Source organism: Moorena sp. SIO3A2, assembly GCF_010672265.1.
Lineage (GTDB): Bacteria > Cyanobacteriota > Cyanobacteriia > Cyanobacteriales > Coleofasciculaceae > Moorena > Moorena producens.
This window is the reverse complement of record NZ_JAAHHC010000005.1, coordinates 333,243-355,247: the sequence shown is the minus strand read 5'-3', so window position 1 is coordinate 355,247 and position 22,005 is coordinate 333,243. Positions and strand designations below refer to the sequence as shown.

Genomic DNA, 22,005 nt, shown 5'->3' with positions numbered 1-22,005 from the left:
GGCAAGTTACCGATAACTTGACATTGATCCATGAATACCCTTCCGATCAACATTCCTCCCAGCCTCAGAGTTACTGACGAGCAGTTTGAACAACTTGCTGCTGCTAATCGAGACTTACGCTTAGAACGTAGTGCTACAGGAAAAGTAATTGTCATGCCACCCACTGGGGGGAATACTGGAAAACGCAACATTGATATTGAAGGGCAACTTTGGTTATGGAATCGCCAAACTAAACTGGGGGTTACCTTTAACTCCTCTACTGCTTTTCGACTTCCCAATGGGGCAATTCGTTCCCCTGATGCAGCTTGGGTTACTCAAAAACGATGGAATGCATTAACCCCTGAACAACAAGAAACGTTCCCACCCCTTTGTCCTGATTTTGTGCTGGAGTTGCGTTCAAAGAGTGACAATATGGAACCCTTACGCCAAAAAATGCAGGAGTATATTGATAATCAACTGCGTTTGGGTTGGTTAATTGACCCTAATCATAAGACGGTTGAAATTTATCGACTTAATCAACCTGTAGAGGTCTTGAAATCTCCCAGAACATTATCGGGAGAAGATGTTTTACCTGGCTTTGTCTTAGACTTGGAATTAGTCTGGAATTAGCAGGATTTTAAGCATATGCGCTACGCGCACGCTACTTGAGGTGCCATTAGCCTTTGACCACGCTAAGCCATTCGTCACAAGCTAAGGCAGAATGTATTTTGTCAAGGTATTGTTAATTAATCTTTACCTGGGAGGGTGATATGCAAGCTAAAATCCTTACTGGGTAATATGTTCAGCCCATCTGTTACTTCAGGTGCGCTTTCCGCATTAAGAATTAAATTCGCTCAAAGTGCGCTTTCCAATGGGCGAGTAAATCGCCCTTGGGTCGCACTTTCGGGTCGCACCTGAAAGATACATGCTGTTTTGGGCTAACCTTGGACGTAGTTATAAGGGTTTGAGCTTCCAGAAAATGATAGGAGGGTCAATTTGGGAGTTTATCTTTTTTGAGATAATTGGCATCAAAGCTTTATCTAGTAAGCTTTTTAGAGGTCATGTCACCCCCTCAGCTAGAAACCTAATTTTTTCGTTGGTCAAGTTCAATTGGTATGGGAATCGCTGGGGACATCTTATCAAAGGCAACCTAGCTGAAATCCTTGCCACACAAAGCTTACAGGCTAATTGTTTCCCCCCCAGGGTTTCTAGACTTGGCCATCGCAAATAGGGGCGTTAATCAACCTGTCAATCTACCCAATCTTTTTTGGCATAGCATGGCTGAAAAGCTTACCCCAAGCCATTTTTAGCCTGGTTGTCACCCCTTCAGGTTATGCCATCATAGCGATGCAGCGCGGTCTTGGGGGTTCCCCCCACTCGCGCTTTGCATCAAGACAATGATCAGCAGCTGAAAAGGTACCCTCAAGGGTACTGTCAAGCCGGGTTAGATCATTCTATAAATGTATTGATTGAAATTCATTACAGTAAAAGGTAAAACCCATGGCTTAAAAATACTAGAATCCCTGTGTCTTCCAAGTTCCGATCAACTTGGGAGTAGATCAAAGTGGCAGAACAGATGAATTATGTACTATCAGAGCAAGCTAAAACCCATGAGGGGGCTATAGCTAATGTACAAATGCTCAAATGCTCTGCATAAGTGACATGCTGCCATCGCTATTTTACGGATAATTAAGCCCACCTACTTAAATACTGGGGTGGCGACTTTATTCGTGGTATGATCCATTTTCATTGGTGGCAGGCAGCCAAGGCTTAACGTTAACTATTTAACCGGATTTGATATTACTTCATCCTTCCTTAATACTTGATAAATCATCCTTCATAGGACTTGATTTTTTTCCGTAAATGAATTAATATAATATCCAGATAAAAAAATCTCAATGGTCAATGGGTAACAATTTAAATTCTGTCCCCATCCTTAAAATAGCTGTCTTGGCGTTATTCAGGGTGCCATTACTTGCAAAGTTTTAGGTAGCCAAGTTAAACACGGTGCTTAACAATTTCTACAGTCTTGGGTTATGTCAAAACTCAATTATAGGTATGAGTAATTCTAAATAAAAGCCTATAGAGTTAATCACCCTTCAAAGAATCTCCAGGATTCTAGAGTGTGGAGTATGGAAATTATCCTTCAAAAGTCAAGCAATTCTTCACAAGGCAATATGCATCTAAATTCTAGAAGCCTTCTTCAGAAAAAATTTCAAAATTCATAAGCCAAAATACTTATCATATCAATTTCAGTCCAGTAGGCATTTCAACATAAGATGCGTTTACCCTGTTTCTGTTTTCAGAATGGCTTCACCTCAATTCAGTGTCAGGATTCTGACAAAACTTAATCAGAAGCTCCAAGCTTATGGTTCCCATAATTCCATGACCAAGGCTGAAGTCATAGTTCAGCTTTAGATCATTTCCTTCTGGGATCATTACCTTGGCTGTTAGTTTGAAGTTCTACTTTCTCAGAGCATGGTTAAGTTTGAATAGAAAGTTGCAGAGCTGCAAACTTTTCTAAAGGTAAAGTCAAACCTCCAGTGATTAATTTGTGATAAATTTATAAGAGAAGACGAGTAAGTAGTGAATATAAATGGACGTCAACGCAAGAAATTAATCCAAGCCATTATTAGTGCTTATCCAACCAAAGCCGCGTTGGAGATGATGATTGATTTTACTCTAGAGGAAAATCTGAATGTTATTGCAGGTGGAGAAAACTATGAGCAAGTTGTTTTTAAGCTAATTAAATGGGCAAAGGCAAATGGTAAGCTAAAAATACTGATATTATCAGCGTCTGAGGAGAATCCTGGCAATAAAGAACTACAAGCAATTAAAAATGAAATAAACACGAAGCAAACGCCAATTACTCCAAATTATAAACCTGACCCTTTGACTCGAAAAATATTGATTTTGTCAGCCAATCCTAGAGACACAAGTAAACTTCGTTTAGACGAAGAAATGCGCGAGATAAAGGAAGGACTAAAACGGGGAAGAGCGCGTGACAAGTATTCAATAGAGACAGCGGGAGCAGTACGGTATAGAGACATACACAGATACATACTGGACTACGAACCAAACATTGTTCATTTCTCAGGACATGGGGCAGAGGAAGAGGGTCTAGTGTTTGAAGATGAAAATGGTCTTGTAAAGTTAGTCGATGCAGAAGCTTTAGCAGGATTATTCGAGCTGTTTGCTGACGAAGTAGAATGTATTGTTCTCAATGCTTGTTACTCAAAGGTACAGGGGGAGGCGATCGCAAAACATATCAACCATGTGGTTGGAATGAGTAAAGCAATTAATGATCAAGCAGCCATTGAATTTGCTGTAGGTTTCTACGATGCATTAGGAGCTGGTAAGTCCTATGCTTTCGCCCACAGATTAGGGTGTCAGGTAATTAAGATGTCAGGAGCATCAGAGGCTTTAATTCCCTGTATTTTAGGAAAAAGTCACCCCAGAAAGCCAAGTGAATCTGAACCACTAATTATTGAAAATGAAAGTGAAAATGAAGCTGAAAATAAACCTTTGGATGATAGCCAGCTTACTCCATTTGAATTTCAACTTGTGCAGTTAAATGCTCAAGGCCAAGAAAGTGGTAGGCGCTCTATTGAAGCTAAACGGTTTTGTGAAGAAATAACGGAGCACACAAACTTAGAAATGGTTGCCATTCCAGGTGGTGTGTTTCCGATGGGTTCCTCAGAGCTGGAAGAGGGGAGTAATAAAAATGAATGGCCACAGCATTCAGTAGAATTGTCTTCTTTTTATATGAGTAAATTCCCGATTACACAAGCTCAATGGTATAGAGTTTCAGCTCTTCCTCAAGTTGAAATTCCTCTGAATAAAGTTCGCTCGAAGTTTAAGGGGGAAGAGCTGCCTATGGAGGGAGTTTCTTGGTATGAAGCTCTTGAGTTTTGTGCAAGATTATCAAGACAGGTTGGACGTCAATATCGGCTACCAAGTGAAGCTGAATGGGAGTATGCATGTCGAGCAGGAACTTCTACTCGATATCACTTCGGTGATAGGATAAGTACTTCATTCGCAAATTATAATGGCGCGAAGGTTGATGGCTTTGATTCAAAAGAGATTGATCGTAAACGGACAACTCCTATAAATTCTTTTGGAGTATCTAATGCTTTCGGTTTGTCTGATATGCATGGAAATGTTTTTGAATGGTGCGCAGATCCCTGGCATGAGAATTATGAGGGAGCTCCTGAAGATGGAAGTAATTGGGATGTGGGTGGCCAGAGCTATCGTCGAGTAATTCGTGGGGGCGCGTATAATGAAGGACCCAACGATTGTCGCGCAGCAAGTCGTTATTTCTTAGATCCGAAGAGACGAACTGGCTTCGTTGTTGGTTTTAGAGTTGTTTTTTAATCAAGGAGATTATATCTTATGTTAGGTCTTGAAATTATCGAACCAGGTGAAGTAGGAATTCTTGTAAGGCTTGGAAAAGCACAAGAAAAGGTGTTACAGGAGGGGTTACATTTTGTAGCTCCATGGCTTGATAGGGTTCAAAAATTTGACATTAGAGTACAAAAGTATGAAGTTGAGGTTCCAGCAGAAACTAGGGATTTACAGCCGGTAGATGCCAAATTTGTTATTACTTATCGTGTTAAAGAAAACAAAGTGGTTACGGTTCTACGAGAACATGGAGATTTAAAACATGTTGAGGAAGAACTTGTTTCCCCACAGACAAAAGGAGCCTTCCGGCAAGCTGCTACTAGCATGAATGCTCAAGAAATGGTTACTCAGAGGGCTGAATTAAAGCAGGACTTTGAACGTGAACTTAATGATTCCCTGGACAAGTTCGGAATCAAACTTCTTGATATTTCGATACTCAGACTAGAATTTGGTAAGGATTATCAAGATGCAGTCATTAGAGCACAAATGGCTGAGCAACAAGCGAGAGAAGCAGAGAATATGGTTAAAGTTGCTAAAGCAGAAGCTCTTGCAGAGCAAGAACGTGCCAAAGGTCAAGCTCTTGCAGAAAAAGAACGCGCCGAAGGAAAAGTTACTGCTATCAAAAAGGTGGGTGATGCATTACTATCTCCAGGAGGTAAACTTTTTCTACAAATTGAGATACTAGAAGCTTGGAAAGAAGGAGGATCTAAAGTGCCAAATGTTCTTGTTATAGGTGATGATATTCCTAGACTTCCTTTCTTGGTAAACACAGAGCAAAGCAATAATAATCCTTTAGAGGACTACTAATGAAAAGATTTAACTGAAATGTCCACTAAGTCTGATTCGGTGGGTGATTTATAAAAAATTTTTATATTACAAATTTTAATTACCGCCGAATCATGATTATACTACCTATTTCTTAAAAGTTTAGTAAAAGTTTTACATAGCCAGTTCGGTATAACAAAAAAAGTAAGCATTCAGCTATCAGTTATCAAGCCAACCATTAGTCTTTGACCACCCTAAGCTAAACCCGATTTTAAATGCGTTTTAGCTCATTAGCTGGAAAATTTCCTTAGCAGCGCGATCGCATACGCCCACTTCACCCAATAACTGGCGCATTTCCTGATAATCCTTCAGGGTTTGCTGACGCCGTTCTGGATTAAAAAGGAGTTCCAAGGATTCCCGAACAATATTCTCTGGTGTGGCTTGCTCTTGTAACAACTCCGGCACAATGGAACGCATGACTACTAAGTTAGGGGGAGACATGAAGGGAATGGAAAACTTCAAGAAGGTGCGAGCAAGCCAGTAGGTAAAGGGATTAACTCGGTAGAAAACTACCTGGGGCACATCTAGTAGTGCTAGTTCCAAATTCACTGTACCTGACTTGGTAATGGCTAAATCAGCAGCAGCCAAGATTTCCTTAGTTTCACCAGCTACCACCTTAGCTTGTAAACCATAGCGCTGTACTGCTTCCTCAATGGGATGGCGATAGGCTTCTAAGGATAGGGGAATCCAAAATAGTGGTGAATCAGCTTGACTTTCCCTTAACCCTTCACCCTTCGACTGGCTAACCCGTGTTTGCTCAGTATCTAACAATTGTGACTGTAGCTGCTTGGCGGCTTCGAAGACTACAGGCATGAGATACTTTATTTCTTGTTGTCTAGAGGCAGGTAAAAGTGCGATCGCAGTTTGTTCTGGAGCTATGCCTAAGGTAGCACGAGCCTCTTCCCGGCTTGGGCTAGATTCCATCCGATCTACCAGGGGATGACCTACCCAACTAACTGACGCTCCCTTTTCCACAAAGTAACGGGCTTCTTCTGGGAAAATTGCCAACATGATATCAGTCATCTCTACAATAATCCTGGTGTTGCGCTTAGAGATAGACCAAACCCACTCTTGGGGAGCAATATAATACACTACCGGTACTTGCGGTAGTTCACGCTTAAGAAAACTCCCAATACTCAAATTTGGTCCCATGTAGTCAATCAGCACCACTAGGTCAGGGGGCTGCTGCCGGAGATACTGTTTGGCACGACCTTGGACTTTCAGGGTAGGCAGCACAAAGGGTAGAGATTCCAGAATTCCCACAGAACCAATACTGGTGGTATTACCCAACAGCTTCGCACCAGCTTGAGCCATTTGATCACCCCCTAGAGCAACAATCTCTAACTCTAAGCCAGCTGCTGTTCCCTGACGTTTCAATGCTTCAATCAGTAGAGCCCCTTGTAAATCACCAGATACCTCGCCAGTACTGATAAAGATGGTTTTGAGAGTCATGGTTAATGGGTGGATAGGGATTAGGGAAATAGGCAGTAGACAGTAACCATATCTAAATTACCTGACCACTGAAACATGCTATCAGTGCCAGGCGAGGGTAAGCTGTCACACCTTGAAATTGTGAATAGGGGCCCTTTGGGGAGATGAGGAGATCGGGAGATGGGGAGAGGGTAGACCAGCTTTTGCGCCAGTGGATTGACCTACGGTCACGCTACGGGATTGACCTACGGTCACGCTACGGGATTGACCTACGGTCACGCTACGGGAACGGACATTTAAATCCATAAAAGCTTAATCACTAATTATGTAAATTTTTTATACTTAAGTATTTTCTTTTAAAAGATAAGTTTTACAATTTTATGGAATTTTAAATTATTCACATAAACTTAATTAAAACTAGTCATTTAATTAATCCAATTTTAATATTTTTTAAAGTATCATAAAAAATGAATAAAATGAAAATCATTAGTGATTTGCGCTAATTCCATCAAGCTAAAATCACAATATTCATACTATAGGGTGCAATTAAAATTTTTTTTTAGGAGAAATAAAGATGTCTACCAATTCCACTAACACAACAGTTCTGACCTTCGATGAACTGCCTTTTCAACCGGTTGATGACCTAAGTTTCATGGGGGTCACATTTGATTTCAAAGTCGGTGGGGTAGATTCAACGGATGCCAATTATGGTTCCTTCGGTCCAGGATCAATTGCTTTTGTACACAGGGTAAGCGCCAGAAAAAATTGCCCATAATGTGCATTGGCTGGATATCGGTTGATCGTGGCTCGAAACCCCTATAATCTCGTAGAACTTGATTCTCAATAGAGTTTAATAGTTGAGAATGAACCCAGTTTTTTCTCAATAAGCTACAGCTTATTGATTCTTGCGCTTACCCTGCTTTTGTACAAGATCCGAGTTTGGAAGGTGATGCCGCCGGAATCCTAACCCTTGACTTTGATGCACCGGTTTCCGAGCTTGAGTTTGGGGTGGCGCTGAGTACCTTTGCTACTCTCACACCTGGTTTTACAGTGGAACTGTTTGATGATGGCTCCACATTGGTAAATACGATCGCAGTCGATACTAGTTCACAGCCAAGCTTTACCGAGGGTCTGTTCTCCCTTTCTGGTATTAGTACACCAATAGACCGGGTCGTGATCGATTTCAATGATGCCGCTGCTTTCCGCTTCGCCCTTGACAACCTTAGCTTTGAGGAAGCTGGTGTTACTCTAATCGGTACTTCCAACAATGACAGCCTTGAAGGTGGCGGAGGTGACGATATTATCAAAGGGCTTAACAGTCAAGATACCCTTCTAGGCTTTGCTGGGGAAGACTACCTCGACGGTGGTGACGGTGACGATCAACTGTTTGGAGGGGACGGTCATGACACCCTCAAAGGTGGCAATGGTCAGGATACCCTCGAAGGCGGAAATGATGACGATACCCTGATCGGTGGCCCAGGAGATGACATTTTAACTGGTGGCAGTGGGCAAGATACCTTTGTCTTGTCAACAGTAGGCAAACTCACCATCACTGACTTTACCGATGGCGAAGATCTGTTGCAGTTAGATGGTCTGACCTTTGGCCAGATTTCGATTTTTGAACAAAATGACGATACCATAATCACCACCATCAATAATCAACCATTAGCTGTCTTGACTGGTGTAGATTCTGGTGATATCACAGAAGCAGATTTTGTGTTTTAATCTCCTATTTTCTTAATTAAGAATCTCTAAAATAGGTTAGCAAAGGGTAAAGGTTAAAGGTAAAAGGAATTTGAAATAAACCTTGATAACCTTTACCCTTTTCACCGACGACCAGGAATCAAACCCCGACGACCTTCCATGACAGACAACTGCAAAAACTGATGCAGGTGCTGCACATGTGGGTTATCTGGTGGCAATTCCAAAGTTTGGAGGGCTTGAGTGAACGGTTGTCCTGAAAGATAGAGCTTCCGGAATACATTTTTTAGCTGTCTAATCTCACCAGTTGTCAGTCCAGCCCGTTTAAGACCGATTAAGTTAAGCGATCGCACTCGGGATGGATTCCCCTCAACTAGCATATAGGGTGGAACATCCCGGTCAATGCGACTCATCCCACCCACCATAGCTAGACGTCCAATTTGGACAAATTGATGAATTCCCAACACCCCACTAATTCTCACCTGGGACTCAATATAAACGTGACCCGCTATAGCAGTTCCATTAGCGATAATTACATAATCTTCAATTACACAATTGTGAGCAACATGACTATAAGCCATTAGCATATTGCCATTGCCAATTACAGTTGCTTCTCCTGCCCCGGTGGCTCGGTTAATGGTGACGTACTCTCGAATTAGATTATTATCACCAATTCTCACCCAGCTAGGAGCACCATCATACTTGAGGTCTTGGGGTTCCGAACCCAGTACTGCTCCTGGAAAGATTTGATTCCTGGCTCCGATCTCCATTGGTCCAGAAAGAACCACATGGGCACCAATGGTTGTTTCTGGACCAACTTTCACATTATCTTCGATCACCGCGTAGGCACCAATCTGAACTGTCGGGTGTAGTTCAGCACCAGGATGGATAACAGCAGTAGGATGAATAAGTGTTGCCAATTTTCCAAACACCAAAGTGACCAATGACTAACAATACTGGCAGGTTGCAGGTTGCAGGTTGAAAGGTTAAGGTTGACTGTTGCAGGTTGCAGGTTGCAGGTTAAAGGTTGAAGGTTAAAGGTTGCAGGTTTAAGGTTTAATGTTGAAAGGTTAAGGTTGACTGTTGCAGGTTTAAGGGTTAAGGTTGACTGTTGCAGGTTTAAGGTTTAATGTTGCAGGTTGTAGTCATAATATATAACATTAACTTTTAACCTCCAAAGTCAAGTATTTCAAGCAAATAACCTACCCGAAAAGGGACGCCAAAGGCGAACAACCAAATAACTTTCAAGCAAATAACCTACCCGAAAAGGGACGCCAAAGGCGAACAACTAAATAACTTTCTAAGCTCTTGCTAATCATGTTTTAATCCACTATAGAGAACATAAGCTCGCCTTCTGCTGCTTTCTTACCATCAACAGTAGCAACTGAGTGCATCTTACCAAAACGACTGCGCTTGATGGACAACAGTTCCGCAGTCATCACCAGTTGATCTCCTGGCACTACGGGACGCCGAAAACGAACTTTGTCAATCCCTGCAAATACGAATAATCCCTCAGGACTATCGGGCATTTGGGTTAATACAATCCCGCCAACCTGAGCCATAGCTTCCACGATCATCACCCCAGGCATCAAGGGTCGTCCAGGAAAATGTCCTTGAAAAAAAGGTTCGTTGAAGGTAACATTTTTGATACCTACAGCTCTTTTACCTGGAACATAGTCAATAATCCGATCAACTAATGCGAAAGGATACCGATGGGGGAGTAGTTTATGAATGTCTTCGACGGTTAGAACTGTTTTAGTCGATGAGTCATCATTTACATCCTTGGTAGTTCCGGTAGAGTTATTTGGCGTGTTAACGTCAGTCAATGTGGACATAAGCATACTTTAATAAAATTACAGATTGCAGGTTAGTTTGTTAATTTTTAAAGGTTCAACCTTCTTTGTGTTTAACTTGCAACCCATGCGTTCAGCCAGCTTTTTGGCAAGTTGGACATGGAGATGGTGGCTAGCTTTATAGGCCAGGATATGAGCAACAGGAAAACGTCCTAATAAACTCAAATCCCCTACTAAGTCTAAAAGTTTATGACGTACTGGCTCATTTGAAAATCGTAAGGGAGGATTAACCCATCCGTGTTGACCACAAACCAGAGCATTCTCCAAGCTACCACCTTTAATTAAACCGCGATCGCGCAACTGGTCAATTTGATCAGCCAAGCCAAAGGTACGAGCTGGTGCGATCGCATCAGCAAAATTGTCCTTTTCTGGAGTCCAACTATACCATTGTTTACCAATCGCTGGTAACGCAAAGTCAATGCCATAGGTAAATCGAGTTTTGGGTGCTGGTAGAGCCGTTACAAAGGCATCTCCGTGATAAACCGAGACTGGCTCGTTTAATACAAAAGGGATAGGTGTTGTTACTGAGGGAGTTAGCAGGTGAGGGGGTGTTAGGGTAGCTCGAACTTGTCCGGGGGTAAAACTATCGTGTGCTTTATCCTCGATTCCTTGAACCCCTGCTGCTACTAATCCCACCTCCTGGAGAGCTTCCAGCCAAACCTTCGCCGAACCATCTAAAAGAGGTACTTCTGGACCATCAATCTCAATTTGAGCATTATCCACACCACTACCAGCCAGTGCAGCTAAAAGGTGTTCCACTGTACGAACGGAAGCCTTTCCATACTGGGCTGATGTCGAGAGTTCCGTAGACAGTGTGGTAGCTGAAACTGCATCTATGTTTGCTGGAATAACGGGTTTACCTGGTAAGTCAACCCGCACAAAATATCGCCCAACTCCCGCAGCTGCTGGTAGTACCCTTACGTTGGTTGAAATACCGCTGTGCAGTCCGACACCAGAGCGTTCAAACATACCAGCCAAGGTGTAATATACTGAAGACATTTTTTTTGGGAAAGTTTCTATCAATAAATGCAGGAAAATTGAAAATTGAAAATTGAAATTAACCAATCACAAATTACAATCAACAATTGACAATTAACCACTAATAATTCACAACTAACAATTCACAATTAACAATTAAAACTTCTCTCCAATACCAAAGTGAAGACGACTGTCCCCTTCGGTATTCAAACCAAAGTCTACCCGAATCGGACCAAGTGGTGACTGCACTCTAACCCCAAGACCGTAACCGAGACCAGTACCGGGTAAATCTCTCTGCTCACCGGGTTCACCAGGAACAGAACCAGCAGAACCAAGGTCAGTGCCAGCGTCAACAAATAGAGCGCCCCCTATGACTGAGAAAATGGGGAAGCGATATTCTGCAGTAGCCTGAAGGTAACTACGTCCTGAGGCTAGGTCTCCCTCAGCAAACCCCCGCACGGAGTTACTACCACCAATAATAAAAGCTTCATAGGGAGGTAAATCCCCCAAGATAGTGCCCCCTTGAATGTTAAAGGCAAGAGCCTGAGGTCCTTCGGTAAAGTTGGTGAATTCTACAGGGATATAGAAACTATAGCTACCTCTTAACCGATTCATTAAGATGCTGCCACTACCAATAGGAATAGATTGTTCCATGCCCAACCGGAGTAGGGAACCGTTAGTAGGTTGGGTGGTACTATTGCGTAAATCCCGCACTGCCCCTAACTGGACAGTAGTTAGGTCATCTTCTCCACTGTCACTAAAGCTCAACAGTTCTCCATCTGTAGATTCAGGTCTGACATCCCCATCACTATCTTCAATGGCAACATGTTGATATTTCAAGCCTAGGGATGCTGTCCATTCTGACCGTTTAAATACATCTTGCGATAAAGGACGGCGAAAAGTCACTCCACCACCAGTGCGCACAATCCGGGGGCGGTCTCCATCATCATCATCATTAGGAACTTTAATATTATTCTCACCGCTGCCCCCATTAAAGACCAAGGAAATCGAGCGCCGTCGGAATGCATTTACGGTGTAAGAGGTGCGGAAGGGGTCTCCTGCAATCCAAGGGTCTGTAAAGCTCAAATCGAACAATAGCTCTCGGGTTCCCAGCTGAAATTCTCCCCCTAAGGTCTGATTATTACCCCCTAGATTTTGCTGTTGATAGCTCACGGTACCAAAAAAACCACTGGCAGAACTCAGACCTGCACCAGCCGCAATTGAGCCACTACTCTTCTCAATCACGTCTACTACTATCACCACCTGGCGTGGGTCAGTACCGGGTTCAAAGGAAAACCGTACATCATCGAAAATCCCTAAACCAAAAACTCGCTGTAAGTCCCTTTGGGCTTTCTTCCGGTTAAATACAGTACCGGATTTTAACTCCACCTCCCGGGTAATAATAAAGGGGCGAGTATTACCCCCAACCGGTTCCTCCCGGTCAGTCATTGATGGAAGTGGGTTGCCATTTTCATCTACAATCGGGTTACCATCTTCATCGAGAAAACGCACCTTAACAGCTTCAATCACCCCTTCTGCCACGACCAAGGTGACTGTGCCATCCGGTGTGACTTGCTCAGCATCAATGACTTGAGCTAGGTCATAACCTTCTTCCTTATACCAATCGTTTAATTGTTTGATTCCCTCTTGCAGGTCTCGCAGATTCAGGATTGAGCCATATTGCTCACTGAAGATTTCATTAATTTTTTCCTGGTTTACGATTCGTTGCCCTTCCCCTGGGGGTTCTGTTTTGACTGCCACCTGACGCAATACTGGGTTAGCTCTGACAACAAAGCTAATCCTAACTCCCAAGGGAGTATCTTCTGGCTGAACATCCACACTGGAAAAGAAACCTGTGGCAAAGATAGCATTAACATCTTCCTGAAGCTGAGAGCGCGTGGTTGCTCGTCCTGGTCGGGTTTTAATCACCCGATAAATTTCCTCTTCCAGTTGGGGAGGTGCGCCAGTAATCAAGACTTCTGCTACCAGTACTCGTACTTCTGAGGAGTCAGAAGGAGGTTGAGTTGAAGGGGGCTCCAGTTGAGTGGGTTCCGGGAGTTGGGACAGTTGATCTATACCATTTGGAGGTTTTACTTGAGCACTCCCTTCGATGCTATCGATTGATAAAGGAGGTTGAGTTGAGGGGGGCTCCAGTTGAGTGGGTTCCGGAAGTTGGGACGGTTTTTCTATACCATTTGGAGGTTTTACTTGAGCACTCCCTTCGATGCTATCCGGTGATAGTTGGGGTGGCTTTGGGGTTTGGGAAGGTAACTCTGCGGCTGTTGAATCTACCGGAACCACTAGTTTAGTAGGTTTAGTAGGTACTGCCACCTGGGTTGGTGATGCATCTACCGGAACCACTAGTTTAGTAGGTACTGCCACCTGGGTTGGTGAAGAATTGTTCACCGAGAGAGTGGTAGGCACAGACTGCACAAGCGATGCAGCGCGGTCTTGGGGAGGCAGCGCGGTCTTGGGGGTTCCCCCCATGAGCGACTGCCGTGGGTTTCCCCCACTCGCTATTGCATCAAGAACACTCTTGGTGGGTACTGCCACCTGGGTCCCGGAAGAGTGAAGCACCAAGGCAGTCCTTGGTTTTGCCTGGACAGCAATTGTTTCAGGAACCGCTGGTTCAGGTGTTTTTACGTCACTGGAATTCTGTTGAGGTGCATCCGGTAGGGACTGAATGGTTTGCCCACGGGTTGGTTTGGATACACCAATACTGGCAGTAGCAGCAATGATCGCTGCTAACAAGGGAGATAAACGCATTGTGTTGTTTGTTTTTGACACTTCCACACACCATTCCTATTGGGTCATTGGTCATTGGTAAACTCTCAGTAAGCCATTGATTACTGGTTGACGGAGGGCTAACAACTCCAGTGCCATAGGAGCAACTATTATATTAGTTATTAGTTGTCAGCCACAGTACCATGACTGAACACTTGACCTAAGCAAGCAATGCGCATGCCTGTTGTCTATTTTCGTTCGTCTGTGGTTATTTTTACCAATGTGCTAAATTTTTTTGGGTTACGGGTTAACGATGGCATCAATCCCGTCACTTGTTTTTACCCTGTCAGGTCTAGTCAGAGGCTGATTAGAGTTTGCTCTCAAGAACTTTTTGTAGCACTTGCTGATAGGCTTGTTCTACATTGCCCAAATCCTTGCGAAATCGGTCTTTGTCCATCACTCGACGCTCCGGATCAGTTTCGGCTTGGTTCCAAAGGCGGCAGGTATCAGGACTGATTTCATCAGCTAATAGTAGGTCTTCAGACGGGGTTACACCAAATTCCAACTTGAAGTCTACTAGAGTAATGCCACACTGATAGAAGAAGTCAGTCAGAATTTGGTTGATTCGCAACGCTTGCTCAATCAGTTGGTTCAACTGCTCAGGCGTTGCTAGTTCCAGCAGTAGTAAGCGATCGCGTGTTAACAAGGGATCTCCTAAGTCGTCATTCTTTAAATAAAATTCCACTAGGGGCTTCGGGAGTACCCGACCCTCTGGTATTCCAGTTTGTTGACATAGACTACCAGCAGCAATGTTCCTGACTACCACCTCCAAGGGCACAATTTTTACCTGTTTGACCAACATTTGGTTGGGAGTAGGACGGTCAATGAAGTGTGTAGCTATGCCATTCTCTTCTAAGACTTTGAACAAATGAGATGCGATCGCACAATTTATCTCACCCTTCCCAGAAATCTGACCTCGCTTTTGGGCATTAAAGGCAGTGGCATCATCTTTAAAGTGAGTCAGTAGAATCTCTGGGTCATCGGTAGTATATAGGATTTTCGCTTTACCTTCGTAGAGTTTTTGATCAGGGGACATAATCAGTAAGATGATGGTTGACTGACAATATATTGACAGATATACCAGCCCTAAATGATTCGTAAAATATAGTGGCCACAGCCGACGCTATCGCGTTCGCTTTGGCCGTAGGCCAAAGCGAACGCCGAATCGCGCTTAAAGCAAGCCCAGCAATGATTTCAGATTTTGCATGTTTGACAACTGATTTAGGATTGCTATAGATCTTGACCAAAAATTTTGGGTTTAAAGCCCCGTCCTTCAAGGTACGGCTTTGATTTATAATTAAACCTAGCGGTTTTACGCATATATAAAAAGCGTAGTAGGTCGCTTCGGATAGCTTGAGCTCCGGAAGCAAAGTAGCAAAAATACGCGCATTTTTTATAAATGTTGAAGCCGTAGCACGACAATTGAATAAATTTCTCCCGGTGCACTTTCGCGCACCTTTCCAAACGCCGCCGGGCAGACGGTGTATGCTTGTGGAGGGTAAAGTCGTTGGACTCCCCGAGAAGCAATAATCCTTGCTGCGTGATTCAGGAGGAGTGTCAAAGATAGATTTAGCTATATCCGCGATTCATAAGGGGCTGTGTGCGCCACCTACGGGCGCACTTTATAAGCCCCCTCCCACACTAAACCAATCAACAAAAGATGTGGGGTTTATAGCGGATCTAGCTAAAGTTTTTCAGCAAAGCAGAAAGCGATGCAGCAAGGGAACAGGGTACCTAACGCCGACCTGTGGGGGTTCCCACGGGTAAAACAGCGGTGCATTCACCTAGTGTCTCCAAAGGAGAATCGTGGTGTTTCGCAAACAGACACAAAACCACTCGCCCTTTGCATCAAGACAATGCCCTTGTGTTTTGGGCAGTACCGTAAAACCTGATGTCTATTACAGCAATCACAATCAGACAAAATCCGAAATTTGGTGGAGCGTGAGTTATCCTTTAATCAGTTAAGTTAAGGTTAGGTTAAAAACGTCTGGTGCAGGCAATAGCTATGGTAGATCCATCTGATTTTTTACACCCTCACAGTCCCTATCACGGTCAGTTCAAGCCAGAAAACGTGGTTTTTAACGCTAATTTACAGGAATTTGCTCAAAAAGTCAGCTACATCTGTAATCTGGAAACTGCTGGTAAGCTGCCTCCAAAAGAGGCTTACCAGCAGATTAAAAAACTCTGGAAAGAGTTGAAACAAAGCAAAAAGAGCCTGGGTATATAAAGGATGAAATACGTCATTCTTTACTTCGTGGTCATCGTGTAAACTCCATCCCAGGAATCATCAGGAGGATGATCACAATAGTTTTTAGCTCGGTTAATATGGGTCTTGACAGGCCGGTCATTTGGTTGTATATCTAGTGCATCAGTAAAATACTTGAGTGCCTGGTGAAAGTCTCGTTTGATGTAAGCATTACGCCCTGCTTGATACAAATCCAAGAACCGTTTTCTTTTATCGCTAAGGGATACGTCGGTTTTGCCAATTAATTCATAAATCCTAACCGCTTGGTTTTTACCTTTGACCCGGATTTGATCTAACTCCCGCACCACAATGCGATCGCGGCACAAATTATAGGTAGACTCACTCAAGATAATGTCGCAGCCATACTCTTTGGTAACGCTTTCGAGACGAGCACTTAGATTCACCCCATCTCCAATAACCGTATAGTCCATCCGTTTTTGGGAGCCGATATTGCCGGAAACCACTTCTCCAGAACTAATTCCCATTCCAATCCGGATTTCAGGTTGGTTGTTACGACTGCGATTGGAATTAAATTTTGCTAAGCGTGAGCGCATATCTAGAGCTGATTTGACAGCCTTCCAAGCATGATTTGGCAGGGGTAAAGGTGCTCCAAACACCGCCATCAAGGCATCTCCAATAAACTTGTCCAAGGTGCCATCATGATTGAATACAGCCTCTACCATGGTTTCAAAATACTTGTTGAGCAACGATACCACCTCTGTTGCTCCGAGATGTTCTGTTAGGTTTGTGTAGCCCCGGATATCGGAAAATAGAATTGTTACTTCTTGCTTCTTGCCCTGCATTAAGGTATCTTCCCCTAGGGCTAAGACTTGATCAGCAACCCGTGGAGTCATGTAGCGATACATGGCTGTCTTCATACGCTTCTCACGAGTCATATCTTCTAGAACCACTAACCCACCTCGCACACTTCCCTCTGGGTTGAGCAAAGGATTGACGCTTAGGTTGAGACTGCGTTCAATTTCCTGAACTTGGTATTTTGACAAATAATAAGTAGATGAAGATTCCGTGTGGGGTGTTTCATTCCAGGGTACATAAACATTCGGGTCATCCCACTTTGGCATTGCCAGCACCATCGATGGTGATCCTAAATCCCCTTGAGGAGCTTTATACAGACCAATCTTCAGAGTTTGTTCTGGCATATAATGCCGAGTCCCTGTAGCCAAGCTATCTTGCCAACGCCACTGGAGATTTTCAATCGGTACTACATCCCAGATGTATCGACCAGTGAGCTTAGACTGCCAGAATTTCCAATCGGGACTGCCTTTTCTACGATTAGGACCACCTAGGAACTTGATGGCTGCATCATTGATCATCACAATTCGTCCCTGCATGTCAGTGGAAATCACTGCGTCGGTTAGACTTTGCAGGATATCTTGCTGATATTGCTTTTCAATCAGGACCCTTTCAAACAGCTGGGCATTTTCCAGAGCTATGCCTGCCTGAATATTAAACGCCCGCATAAACTCTTGATCAGAGCTGGTAAAGTAGCCTTGGTGCTTGTTGATTAACTGGGTCACACCGATTAATTTATTTTTGGAGTTAAATACCGGCATACAAAGAATACTTTCGGTGCGATAACCGGTTTGTTTGTCAGTGGTCGGGTCAAAACGGTCGTCTTTATAGGCATCTGGAATATTGAGCGGCTCACCAGTGGATGCTACATAACCAGCAATACCTCGGTTGGCTGGTATTCGGATTTCTATGGTGTTTTGTCCATCCGCTGTAGCTACCTTACTCCAAAGTTCGTTGCGTTCTTGGCATAGCAAAAATAGCGTAGAGCGGTCCGCTTGCATTAGATCCCGAGCCTGCTCCATCACTAAACTTAGGGTTTGTTCGAGCTTCAGGCTCTTCCCCAGAGACTCAGTTGCCTTGAGCAGAGCAATCACTCCCCTTTGGTTACGAGCTGCCTGTTGAAATGATTGGCAGGCTTCGAGGATGATGCCAAGGTCGTCGGCAAAGTTCTCAAATTGCTTTTCGTTGGTACTATCGAAGGGCACACCGCCAGTTTTATTCAAAAAATTTATTACAGCAATCACCTGGTTATTGCGATTAAAAATTGGCATACACAGGAGGCTTTGGGTACGATAGCCAGGGATTTCGTCAAATTCTGGGTTAAATAGGGGATGATGGTAAGCAACTGACGTATTGAAAGACTTGCCAGTGGCAGCAACATGACCCACAACACCCTGATTGTGGGGAATCCGGCGTTCTATGGTTTTGTCCGTGTGAGGTTGGGGGATGTTTGCCCATAGTTGACCTGTGTCGGTGTCAACCATGAAAATAGTGGCTTGGTCTGCCTGTAGGACTTGACCAACTTTTAGGGTTAAAGCCTCTATAACCTGCTCTAGCCGAGTTTCCAGAGCATCATTATTGATCAGTGCGATCGCTCCCAGAAACTGTTGAAAATCAGCAGCAAAGAAATCTAACCAGCAGCTAAATTGAGGAATGGATAGGGTTTTGATGCGGTCAATTAGATGGCTGGTTTGTGAGGGTTGAGTTAACTGAGATAATGTAGCAGTAACACTACTGGTATTCGGTCTTGTCATACTTCGTCTGCTCCTGCCTTTGGAGGCGCGTGAGGGCAAGTCAACTGGGCAGATAAGAATTGCTGCGTTGATAAGTCTTCTATCGTCTTTGACTTCAAGAACATGAATTGACACCCTGGCTATAAGTAGATCTGAGGATATACCTATCCTGATTACAAGTTTGGCATATCTCTACAGTCAAAATCAGTACCCTAGGGGGTACTTTCTAGACTATAGGTTTCCCTAAAACTGTTAAGGATTGTACAATTACAATAGTTAAGTTTTCGATAAGATTTTGTAATAAAGTCAGTAAGCTCAACCCCATTACGCCCCCTGAGACCCTGAAACCCTTCCTTGACATGCTCCCTATGACTAGGCATAAACCCTTGAATTAGGCAGGCTTAATTAAGCCTTAGGTGATTAAAACTTCACACCTAACACCTAAAACCGCTACTGGTGTCAGACCTGTGGGATGCTTACCTCAATGTCGGGAGGAGGATGTGGTTGTCTATGAAGATCTCAAGATACAAAACATGGTCAAGAATCATCATTTGGCTAAGTCGATTTCTGATCCAGGTTGGTATCAATTCACCCAATGGTTAGAATACTTTGGAAAAATCTGGGATAAAACTGTGATATCGGTCAACCTCCACTTCACATCTGCCGATTGTTCTAACTGTGGTTATCGGGTGAAAACATCCCTCAGCACCCGGACTCATAAATGTCCTCGTTGTCATCTAGAAATCTGTCGTGATCCCAACGCAGCTCTCAACATTTTGAAGCGGGGATTAGAGGTTTTAGGTGTTGAGTACAACAGTACCCTAGGGCATAGGAAACTGCCGTTAATACGGAAACGCGCAGGCGTGAGTTCGACCGCTGTTGATGAAGGGAAACCTAATTCAAGAAGTTGTCTGATTGAACCTTGAATCACATATTGTGAGAATCCCCCGTTATCATCTCCGATTTAACGGGGGAGTATGTCAAGCAGCGGAAGACATGGATTCGGAAAACACGATAGTCTGGTAGTAATGTTGCAATTGGCGTGTAGCAGCTGACCAACTCCAGCGTTCAGCTTCTGCTCTAGCATTGCGGCGCAGAGTTTCCCGTTCCTGCTGTTGTGCTAAGAGACGCTGGGTTGCTGCGATCGCTCCTTGCTCATCTGCTGGATCGTATAAATACCCATTCATCCCATCCGTGACAATATCGGGAATCCCTCCAGAGTTGGCTGCTACCACAGGACAACCTGCTGCCATCGCTTCTAGTAAGACTAGTCCTAAGGTTTCTGTCCTAGAAGGAAAGATAAATGCATCAGCAGAGGCAAAGGCCGATCCGAGGGTTGTACCGGTAAGGTAACCCACGAAATGAGTCGGGGTGCCAGCAAAGTGTGCTTCTAGTTCCTTACGGTGGGGTCCATCCCCTACTAATGCTAGGCAAGCGTTGGGAATTGCTTCTAGCACTAGCTTGATCCGCTCAATTTCTTTTTCAGCAGAAAGACGGCCTACATAAAGGAGTATGGGGCTGTCTGGATTTCCTTGGGAAAGATGCGATCGCATTTGGGATGAAGCTAACTCTGGTTGGAACGTTTCCGTATCCACACCTCGCTGCCACAAGTCTACTCGCTCAACACCATGGTCTCTTAATTCCTGTACCATAGCATTAGAGGTACACAAATTCAGCTCAGCTTGATTGTGACTAACCTTAATTAACTCCCACATAACTCCTTCGAGCATACCCAATCCGTAGTGCTGGAGGTACTGAGGTAAATGGGTGTGGTAGGAGGCGACCAAGGGAATATTCATCACCTTGGCATAATACAGCCCTCCCAACCCTAATACTGCTGGGTTGACAACATGGATCAAATCTGGCTGAAACTTTTCTAATACCCCACCAATGGAGGGTCGTGGCAGGGCTAGCTTTAATTCGGGATACAGGGGTAGGGGAAAGCCAGAAACACCGTAAATTTTGGCTCCTTTGTATGTTTTTAGTCCCCCTTCTGGGCATATAACTAGCACCTGGTCACCGTTACGCTGCAAATGTTCCACCGTGTGGCGCAACCGGGTCACGATGCCATCAACTTTGGGTAGAAATGTTTCAGTAAAAAAAGCAATTCGCATAATTAGTGATTAGTCATTAGTCATTAGTCATTAATTATTTGTCTTTGATAGTCCCTTAATCCAATTTGCTTGACCCTACTCGCTAAATGTATCAGGTTTGGGGCACTTGTTGAACATGAATTAGTTTCTAGGTATTAGACCATTGGCCATGGCGTTTAGGGATTCCAGGACGCCCTTGACTCTAACCTGATCAGTTTGGTTATAATTGTGGTTTGTATGAAACCTTTTTTGACCTCAAACCCCCAAGGTAAGAGTTAATTCTTCTATAGTTCAGTAAATTCTGGAGTTGGGATCAGCACTTCTGAAGCGAAGCTAGTCCTGGGTGCAAAGTGAAATGCTCCAGCAATCGAACCCCAAATGAGTTCATCGGTTTGGGGGTCACGTCCCCTGTCAAGACTAATCAATTTTTCTTCCATTACTTCAAAGCTGCTATCGAGATAGGTTTCTTTACTATTGCGCACCACCAAGCAAGCTTTACCTGGTTCTACTTCCGCTTTGAAGCTATGACCAGTCCAGGCAACATTGAACGTGCAACCAGGAAGCTTCTCTAGCTGTTGGGCACTCAGGGATTTTAGACGTTCTAAATCACGGGAAGCTCCGTATAATAGTTTTTCATCCTGAACCTTGTAATTTTCGATTTTGATTTGCCCGTCTAGCTCAACAATCTTTAGCACCCGCACTCGGTAGGGGGTGTTGAGCATATAGTCATAGGCTTGCTCAAGGAACAAGCTACATCCATCTAGCACTGACCAAGGTAGAGGACGCATGCAGACGCGGATGTGAGCATACAATGGTGGATTCTCAAACGCCTGCTCTTGGTTACTAAAATCAGCTGCCATCCAGCGAGCTAAAGTAGCGATATCCGTAGAATGAGTCATTACCAGAAGTGTTGAACTTAGAATAGCGCGAACTTCGGATGAAGTAGTTTTTGATGCAGTTAGTATCTTTACAATACATCGTCTTGATGCAGTCGCTTATGTTTGGATTCTGCATCAAGACCAATGTAAGTATTCAGCTATCAGCTATCAGCTTTCAGCTTATCGGCTACAGATGGTGCTACTTGAAGTGCTTTTGAATAAAATAAGCTGACGGCACCTCAAGTAGCACCATCTGTAGCGCATATGCTTACAAAATCTCGAACTATTAAA

At 43.9% G+C, this 22,005-nt stretch carries 17 protein-coding genes; 8 read left to right on the top strand and 9 right to left on the bottom strand.

All coding sequences use genetic code 11. The annotated features are described in order from the left end of the window. The first annotated feature begins 30 nt into the window (after positions 1-30). The 3 genes from F6K64_RS07715 to F6K64_RS07705 all read left to right on the top strand — a co-directional run bounded on the left by F6K64_RS07715 (position 31) and on the right by F6K64_RS07705 (position 5,187). A complete protein-coding gene (locus tag F6K64_RS07715) occupies positions 31-609 on the top strand; it encodes a Uma2 family endonuclease (protein WP_287265224.1) in 579 nt (192 codons plus the stop codon). 1,956 nt (positions 610-2,565) lie between these two features. Next, complete coding sequence (locus F6K64_RS07710; protein WP_287265223.1) at positions 2,566-4,353, top strand: SUMF1/EgtB/PvdO family nonheme iron enzyme; 1,788 nt, start codon at positions 2,566-2,568, stop codon at positions 4,351-4,353. 18 nt (positions 4,354-4,371) lie between these two features. Beyond that, complete coding sequence (locus F6K64_RS07705; RefSeq protein ID WP_071106782.1) at positions 4,372-5,187, top strand: prohibitin family protein; 816 nt, start codon at positions 4,372-4,374, stop codon at positions 5,185-5,187. 240 nt (positions 5,188-5,427) lie between these two features. On the opposite strand, the gene lpxB is transcribed toward F6K64_RS07705, so the two are convergent. Continuing rightward, on the bottom strand, positions 5,428-6,657 hold the full coding sequence (lpxB, locus tag F6K64_RS07700; protein ID WP_287265221.1) for a lipid-A-disaccharide synthase: 1,230 nt from the start codon (positions 6,655-6,657) through the stop codon (positions 5,428-5,430). A gap of 143 nt (positions 6,658-6,800) precedes the next feature. Here lpxB and F6K64_RS38780 point away from each other — a divergent pair, with 143 nt between their 5' ends. The 3 genes from F6K64_RS38780 (at position 6,801) to F6K64_RS07685 (ending at position 8,361) form a co-directional block, all read left to right on the top strand. Next, the gene (locus tag F6K64_RS38780; RefSeq protein ID WP_287265219.1) at positions 6,801-6,944 is read left to right on the top strand and encodes a hypothetical protein; all 144 of its coding nucleotides are present in this window, start codon (positions 6,801-6,803) and stop codon (positions 6,942-6,944) included. Positions 6,945-7,210: 266 nt separating this feature from the next. After that, positions 7,211-7,411, top strand: a complete 201-nt coding sequence (locus F6K64_RS07690) for a hypothetical protein (protein WP_287265218.1) — start codon at positions 7,211-7,213, stop codon at positions 7,409-7,411. Between the two features lie 164 nt (positions 7,412-7,575). Continuing rightward, complete coding sequence (locus tag F6K64_RS07685) at positions 7,576-8,361, top strand: calcium-binding protein (RefSeq protein ID WP_287265216.1); 786 nt, start codon at positions 7,576-7,578, stop codon at positions 8,359-8,361. A 101-nt stretch (positions 8,362-8,462) separates the two neighbouring features. On the opposite strand, the gene lpxA is transcribed toward F6K64_RS07685, so the two are convergent. The 5 genes from lpxA to purC form a co-directional block, all read right to left on the bottom strand. Then, positions 8,463-9,257 (bottom strand): acyl-ACP--UDP-N-acetylglucosamine O-acyltransferase, encoded by a 795-nt coding sequence (gene lpxA / locus F6K64_RS07680; RefSeq protein ID WP_287265214.1) that lies wholly within the window; start codon positions 9,255-9,257, stop codon positions 8,463-8,465. Between the two features lie 402 nt (positions 9,258-9,659). Then, entirely contained in the window at positions 9,660-10,172 is a 513-nt protein-coding gene (gene fabZ, locus F6K64_RS07675) for a 3-hydroxyacyl-ACP dehydratase FabZ (RefSeq protein ID WP_008180185.1), read from the bottom strand. A gap of 18 nt (positions 10,173-10,190) precedes the next feature. Further along, on the bottom strand, positions 10,191-11,189 hold the full coding sequence (locus tag F6K64_RS07670; protein ID WP_287265213.1) for a UDP-3-O-acyl-N-acetylglucosamine deacetylase: 999 nt from the start codon (positions 11,187-11,189) through the stop codon (positions 10,191-10,193). Between the two features lie 135 nt (positions 11,190-11,324). Then, positions 11,325-13,934 (bottom strand): BamA/TamA family outer membrane protein, encoded by a 2,610-nt coding sequence (locus F6K64_RS07665; protein WP_287265211.1) that lies wholly within the window; start codon positions 13,932-13,934, stop codon positions 11,325-11,327. Positions 13,935-14,259: 325 nt separating this feature from the next. Further along, complete coding sequence (gene purC / locus F6K64_RS07660; RefSeq protein WP_287265210.1) at positions 14,260-14,988, bottom strand: phosphoribosylaminoimidazolesuccinocarboxamide synthase; 729 nt, start codon at positions 14,986-14,988, stop codon at positions 14,260-14,262. A gap of 969 nt (positions 14,989-15,957) precedes the next feature. Here purC and F6K64_RS07655 point away from each other — a divergent pair. Further along, on the top strand, positions 15,958-16,179 hold the full coding sequence (locus tag F6K64_RS07655; protein WP_008180180.1) for a DUF7219 family protein: 222 nt from the start codon (positions 15,958-15,960) through the stop codon (positions 16,177-16,179). Positions 16,180-16,199: 20 nt separating this feature from the next. Here F6K64_RS07655 and F6K64_RS07650 read toward each other — a convergent pair whose 3' ends face one another. Then, entirely contained in the window at positions 16,200-18,764 is a 2,565-nt protein-coding gene (locus F6K64_RS07650; RefSeq protein ID WP_008180179.1) for an adenylate/guanylate cyclase domain-containing protein, read from the bottom strand. 395 nt (positions 18,765-19,159) lie between these two features. Between F6K64_RS07650 and F6K64_RS07645 the strand changes: the two genes are divergently transcribed. After that, positions 19,160-19,669 (top strand): RNA-guided endonuclease InsQ/TnpB family protein, encoded by a 510-nt coding sequence (locus tag F6K64_RS07645; RefSeq protein ID WP_008180178.1) that lies wholly within the window; start codon positions 19,160-19,162, stop codon positions 19,667-19,669. A 54-nt stretch (positions 19,670-19,723) separates the two neighbouring features. On the opposite strand, the gene F6K64_RS07640 is transcribed toward F6K64_RS07645, so the two are convergent. Both F6K64_RS07640 and F6K64_RS07635 read right to left on the bottom strand, forming a co-directional pair. Then, positions 19,724-20,857 (bottom strand): glycosyltransferase family 4 protein, encoded by a 1,134-nt coding sequence (locus F6K64_RS07640; RefSeq protein WP_008180177.1) that lies wholly within the window; start codon positions 20,855-20,857, stop codon positions 19,724-19,726. Between the two features lie 263 nt (positions 20,858-21,120). Continuing rightward, positions 21,121-21,735 (bottom strand): chromophore lyase CpcT/CpeT, encoded by a 615-nt coding sequence (locus F6K64_RS07635; RefSeq protein WP_008180176.1) that lies wholly within the window; start codon positions 21,733-21,735, stop codon positions 21,121-21,123. Between the last annotated feature and the right edge of the window lie 270 nt (positions 21,736-22,005).

Bases quoted from the DNA above. Each gene is read 5' to 3' on its own strand.
- F6K64_RS07670 (WP_287265213.1), bottom strand. From the start codon at position 11,189: ATGTCTTCAGTATATTACACCTTGGCTGGTATGTTTGAACGCTCTGGT.
- F6K64_RS07690 (WP_287265218.1), top strand. From the start codon at position 7,211: ATGTCTACCAATTCCACTAACACAACAGTTCTGACCTTCGATGAACTG.
- F6K64_RS07655 (WP_008180180.1), top strand. From the start codon at position 15,958: ATGGTAGATCCATCTGATTTTTTACACCCTCACAGTCCCTATCACGGT.
- lpxB (WP_287265221.1), bottom strand. From the start codon at position 6,657: ATGACTCTCAAAACCATCTTTATCAGTACTGGCGAGGTATCTGGTGAT.
- F6K64_RS07640 (WP_008180177.1), bottom strand. From the start codon at position 20,857: ATGCGAATTGCTTTTTTTACTGAAACATTTCTACCCAAAGTTGATGGC.
- F6K64_RS07635 (WP_008180176.1), bottom strand. From the start codon at position 21,735: ATGACTCATTCTACGGATATCGCTACTTTAGCTCGCTGGATGGCAGCT.
- F6K64_RS07705 (WP_071106782.1), top strand. From the start codon at position 4,372: ATGTTAGGTCTTGAAATTATCGAACCAGGTGAAGTAGGAATTCTTGTA.
- purC (WP_287265210.1), bottom strand. From the start codon at position 14,988: ATGTCCCCTGATCAAAAACTCTACGAAGGTAAAGCGAAAATCCTATAT.
- F6K64_RS07665 (WP_287265211.1), bottom strand. From the start codon at position 13,934: ATGCGTTTATCTCCCTTGTTAGCAGCGATCATTGCTGCTACTGCCAGT.
- F6K64_RS07650 (WP_008180179.1), bottom strand. From the start codon at position 18,764: ATGACAAGACCGAATACCAGTAGTGTTACTGCTACATTATCTCAGTTA.
- F6K64_RS07715 (WP_287265224.1), top strand. From the start codon at position 31: ATGAATACCCTTCCGATCAACATTCCTCCCAGCCTCAGAGTTACTGAC.
- F6K64_RS38780 (WP_287265219.1), top strand. From the start codon at position 6,801: ATGAGGAGATCGGGAGATGGGGAGAGGGTAGACCAGCTTTTGCGCCAG.
- fabZ (WP_008180185.1), bottom strand. From the start codon at position 10,172: ATGTCCACATTGACTGACGTTAACACGCCAAATAACTCTACCGGAACT.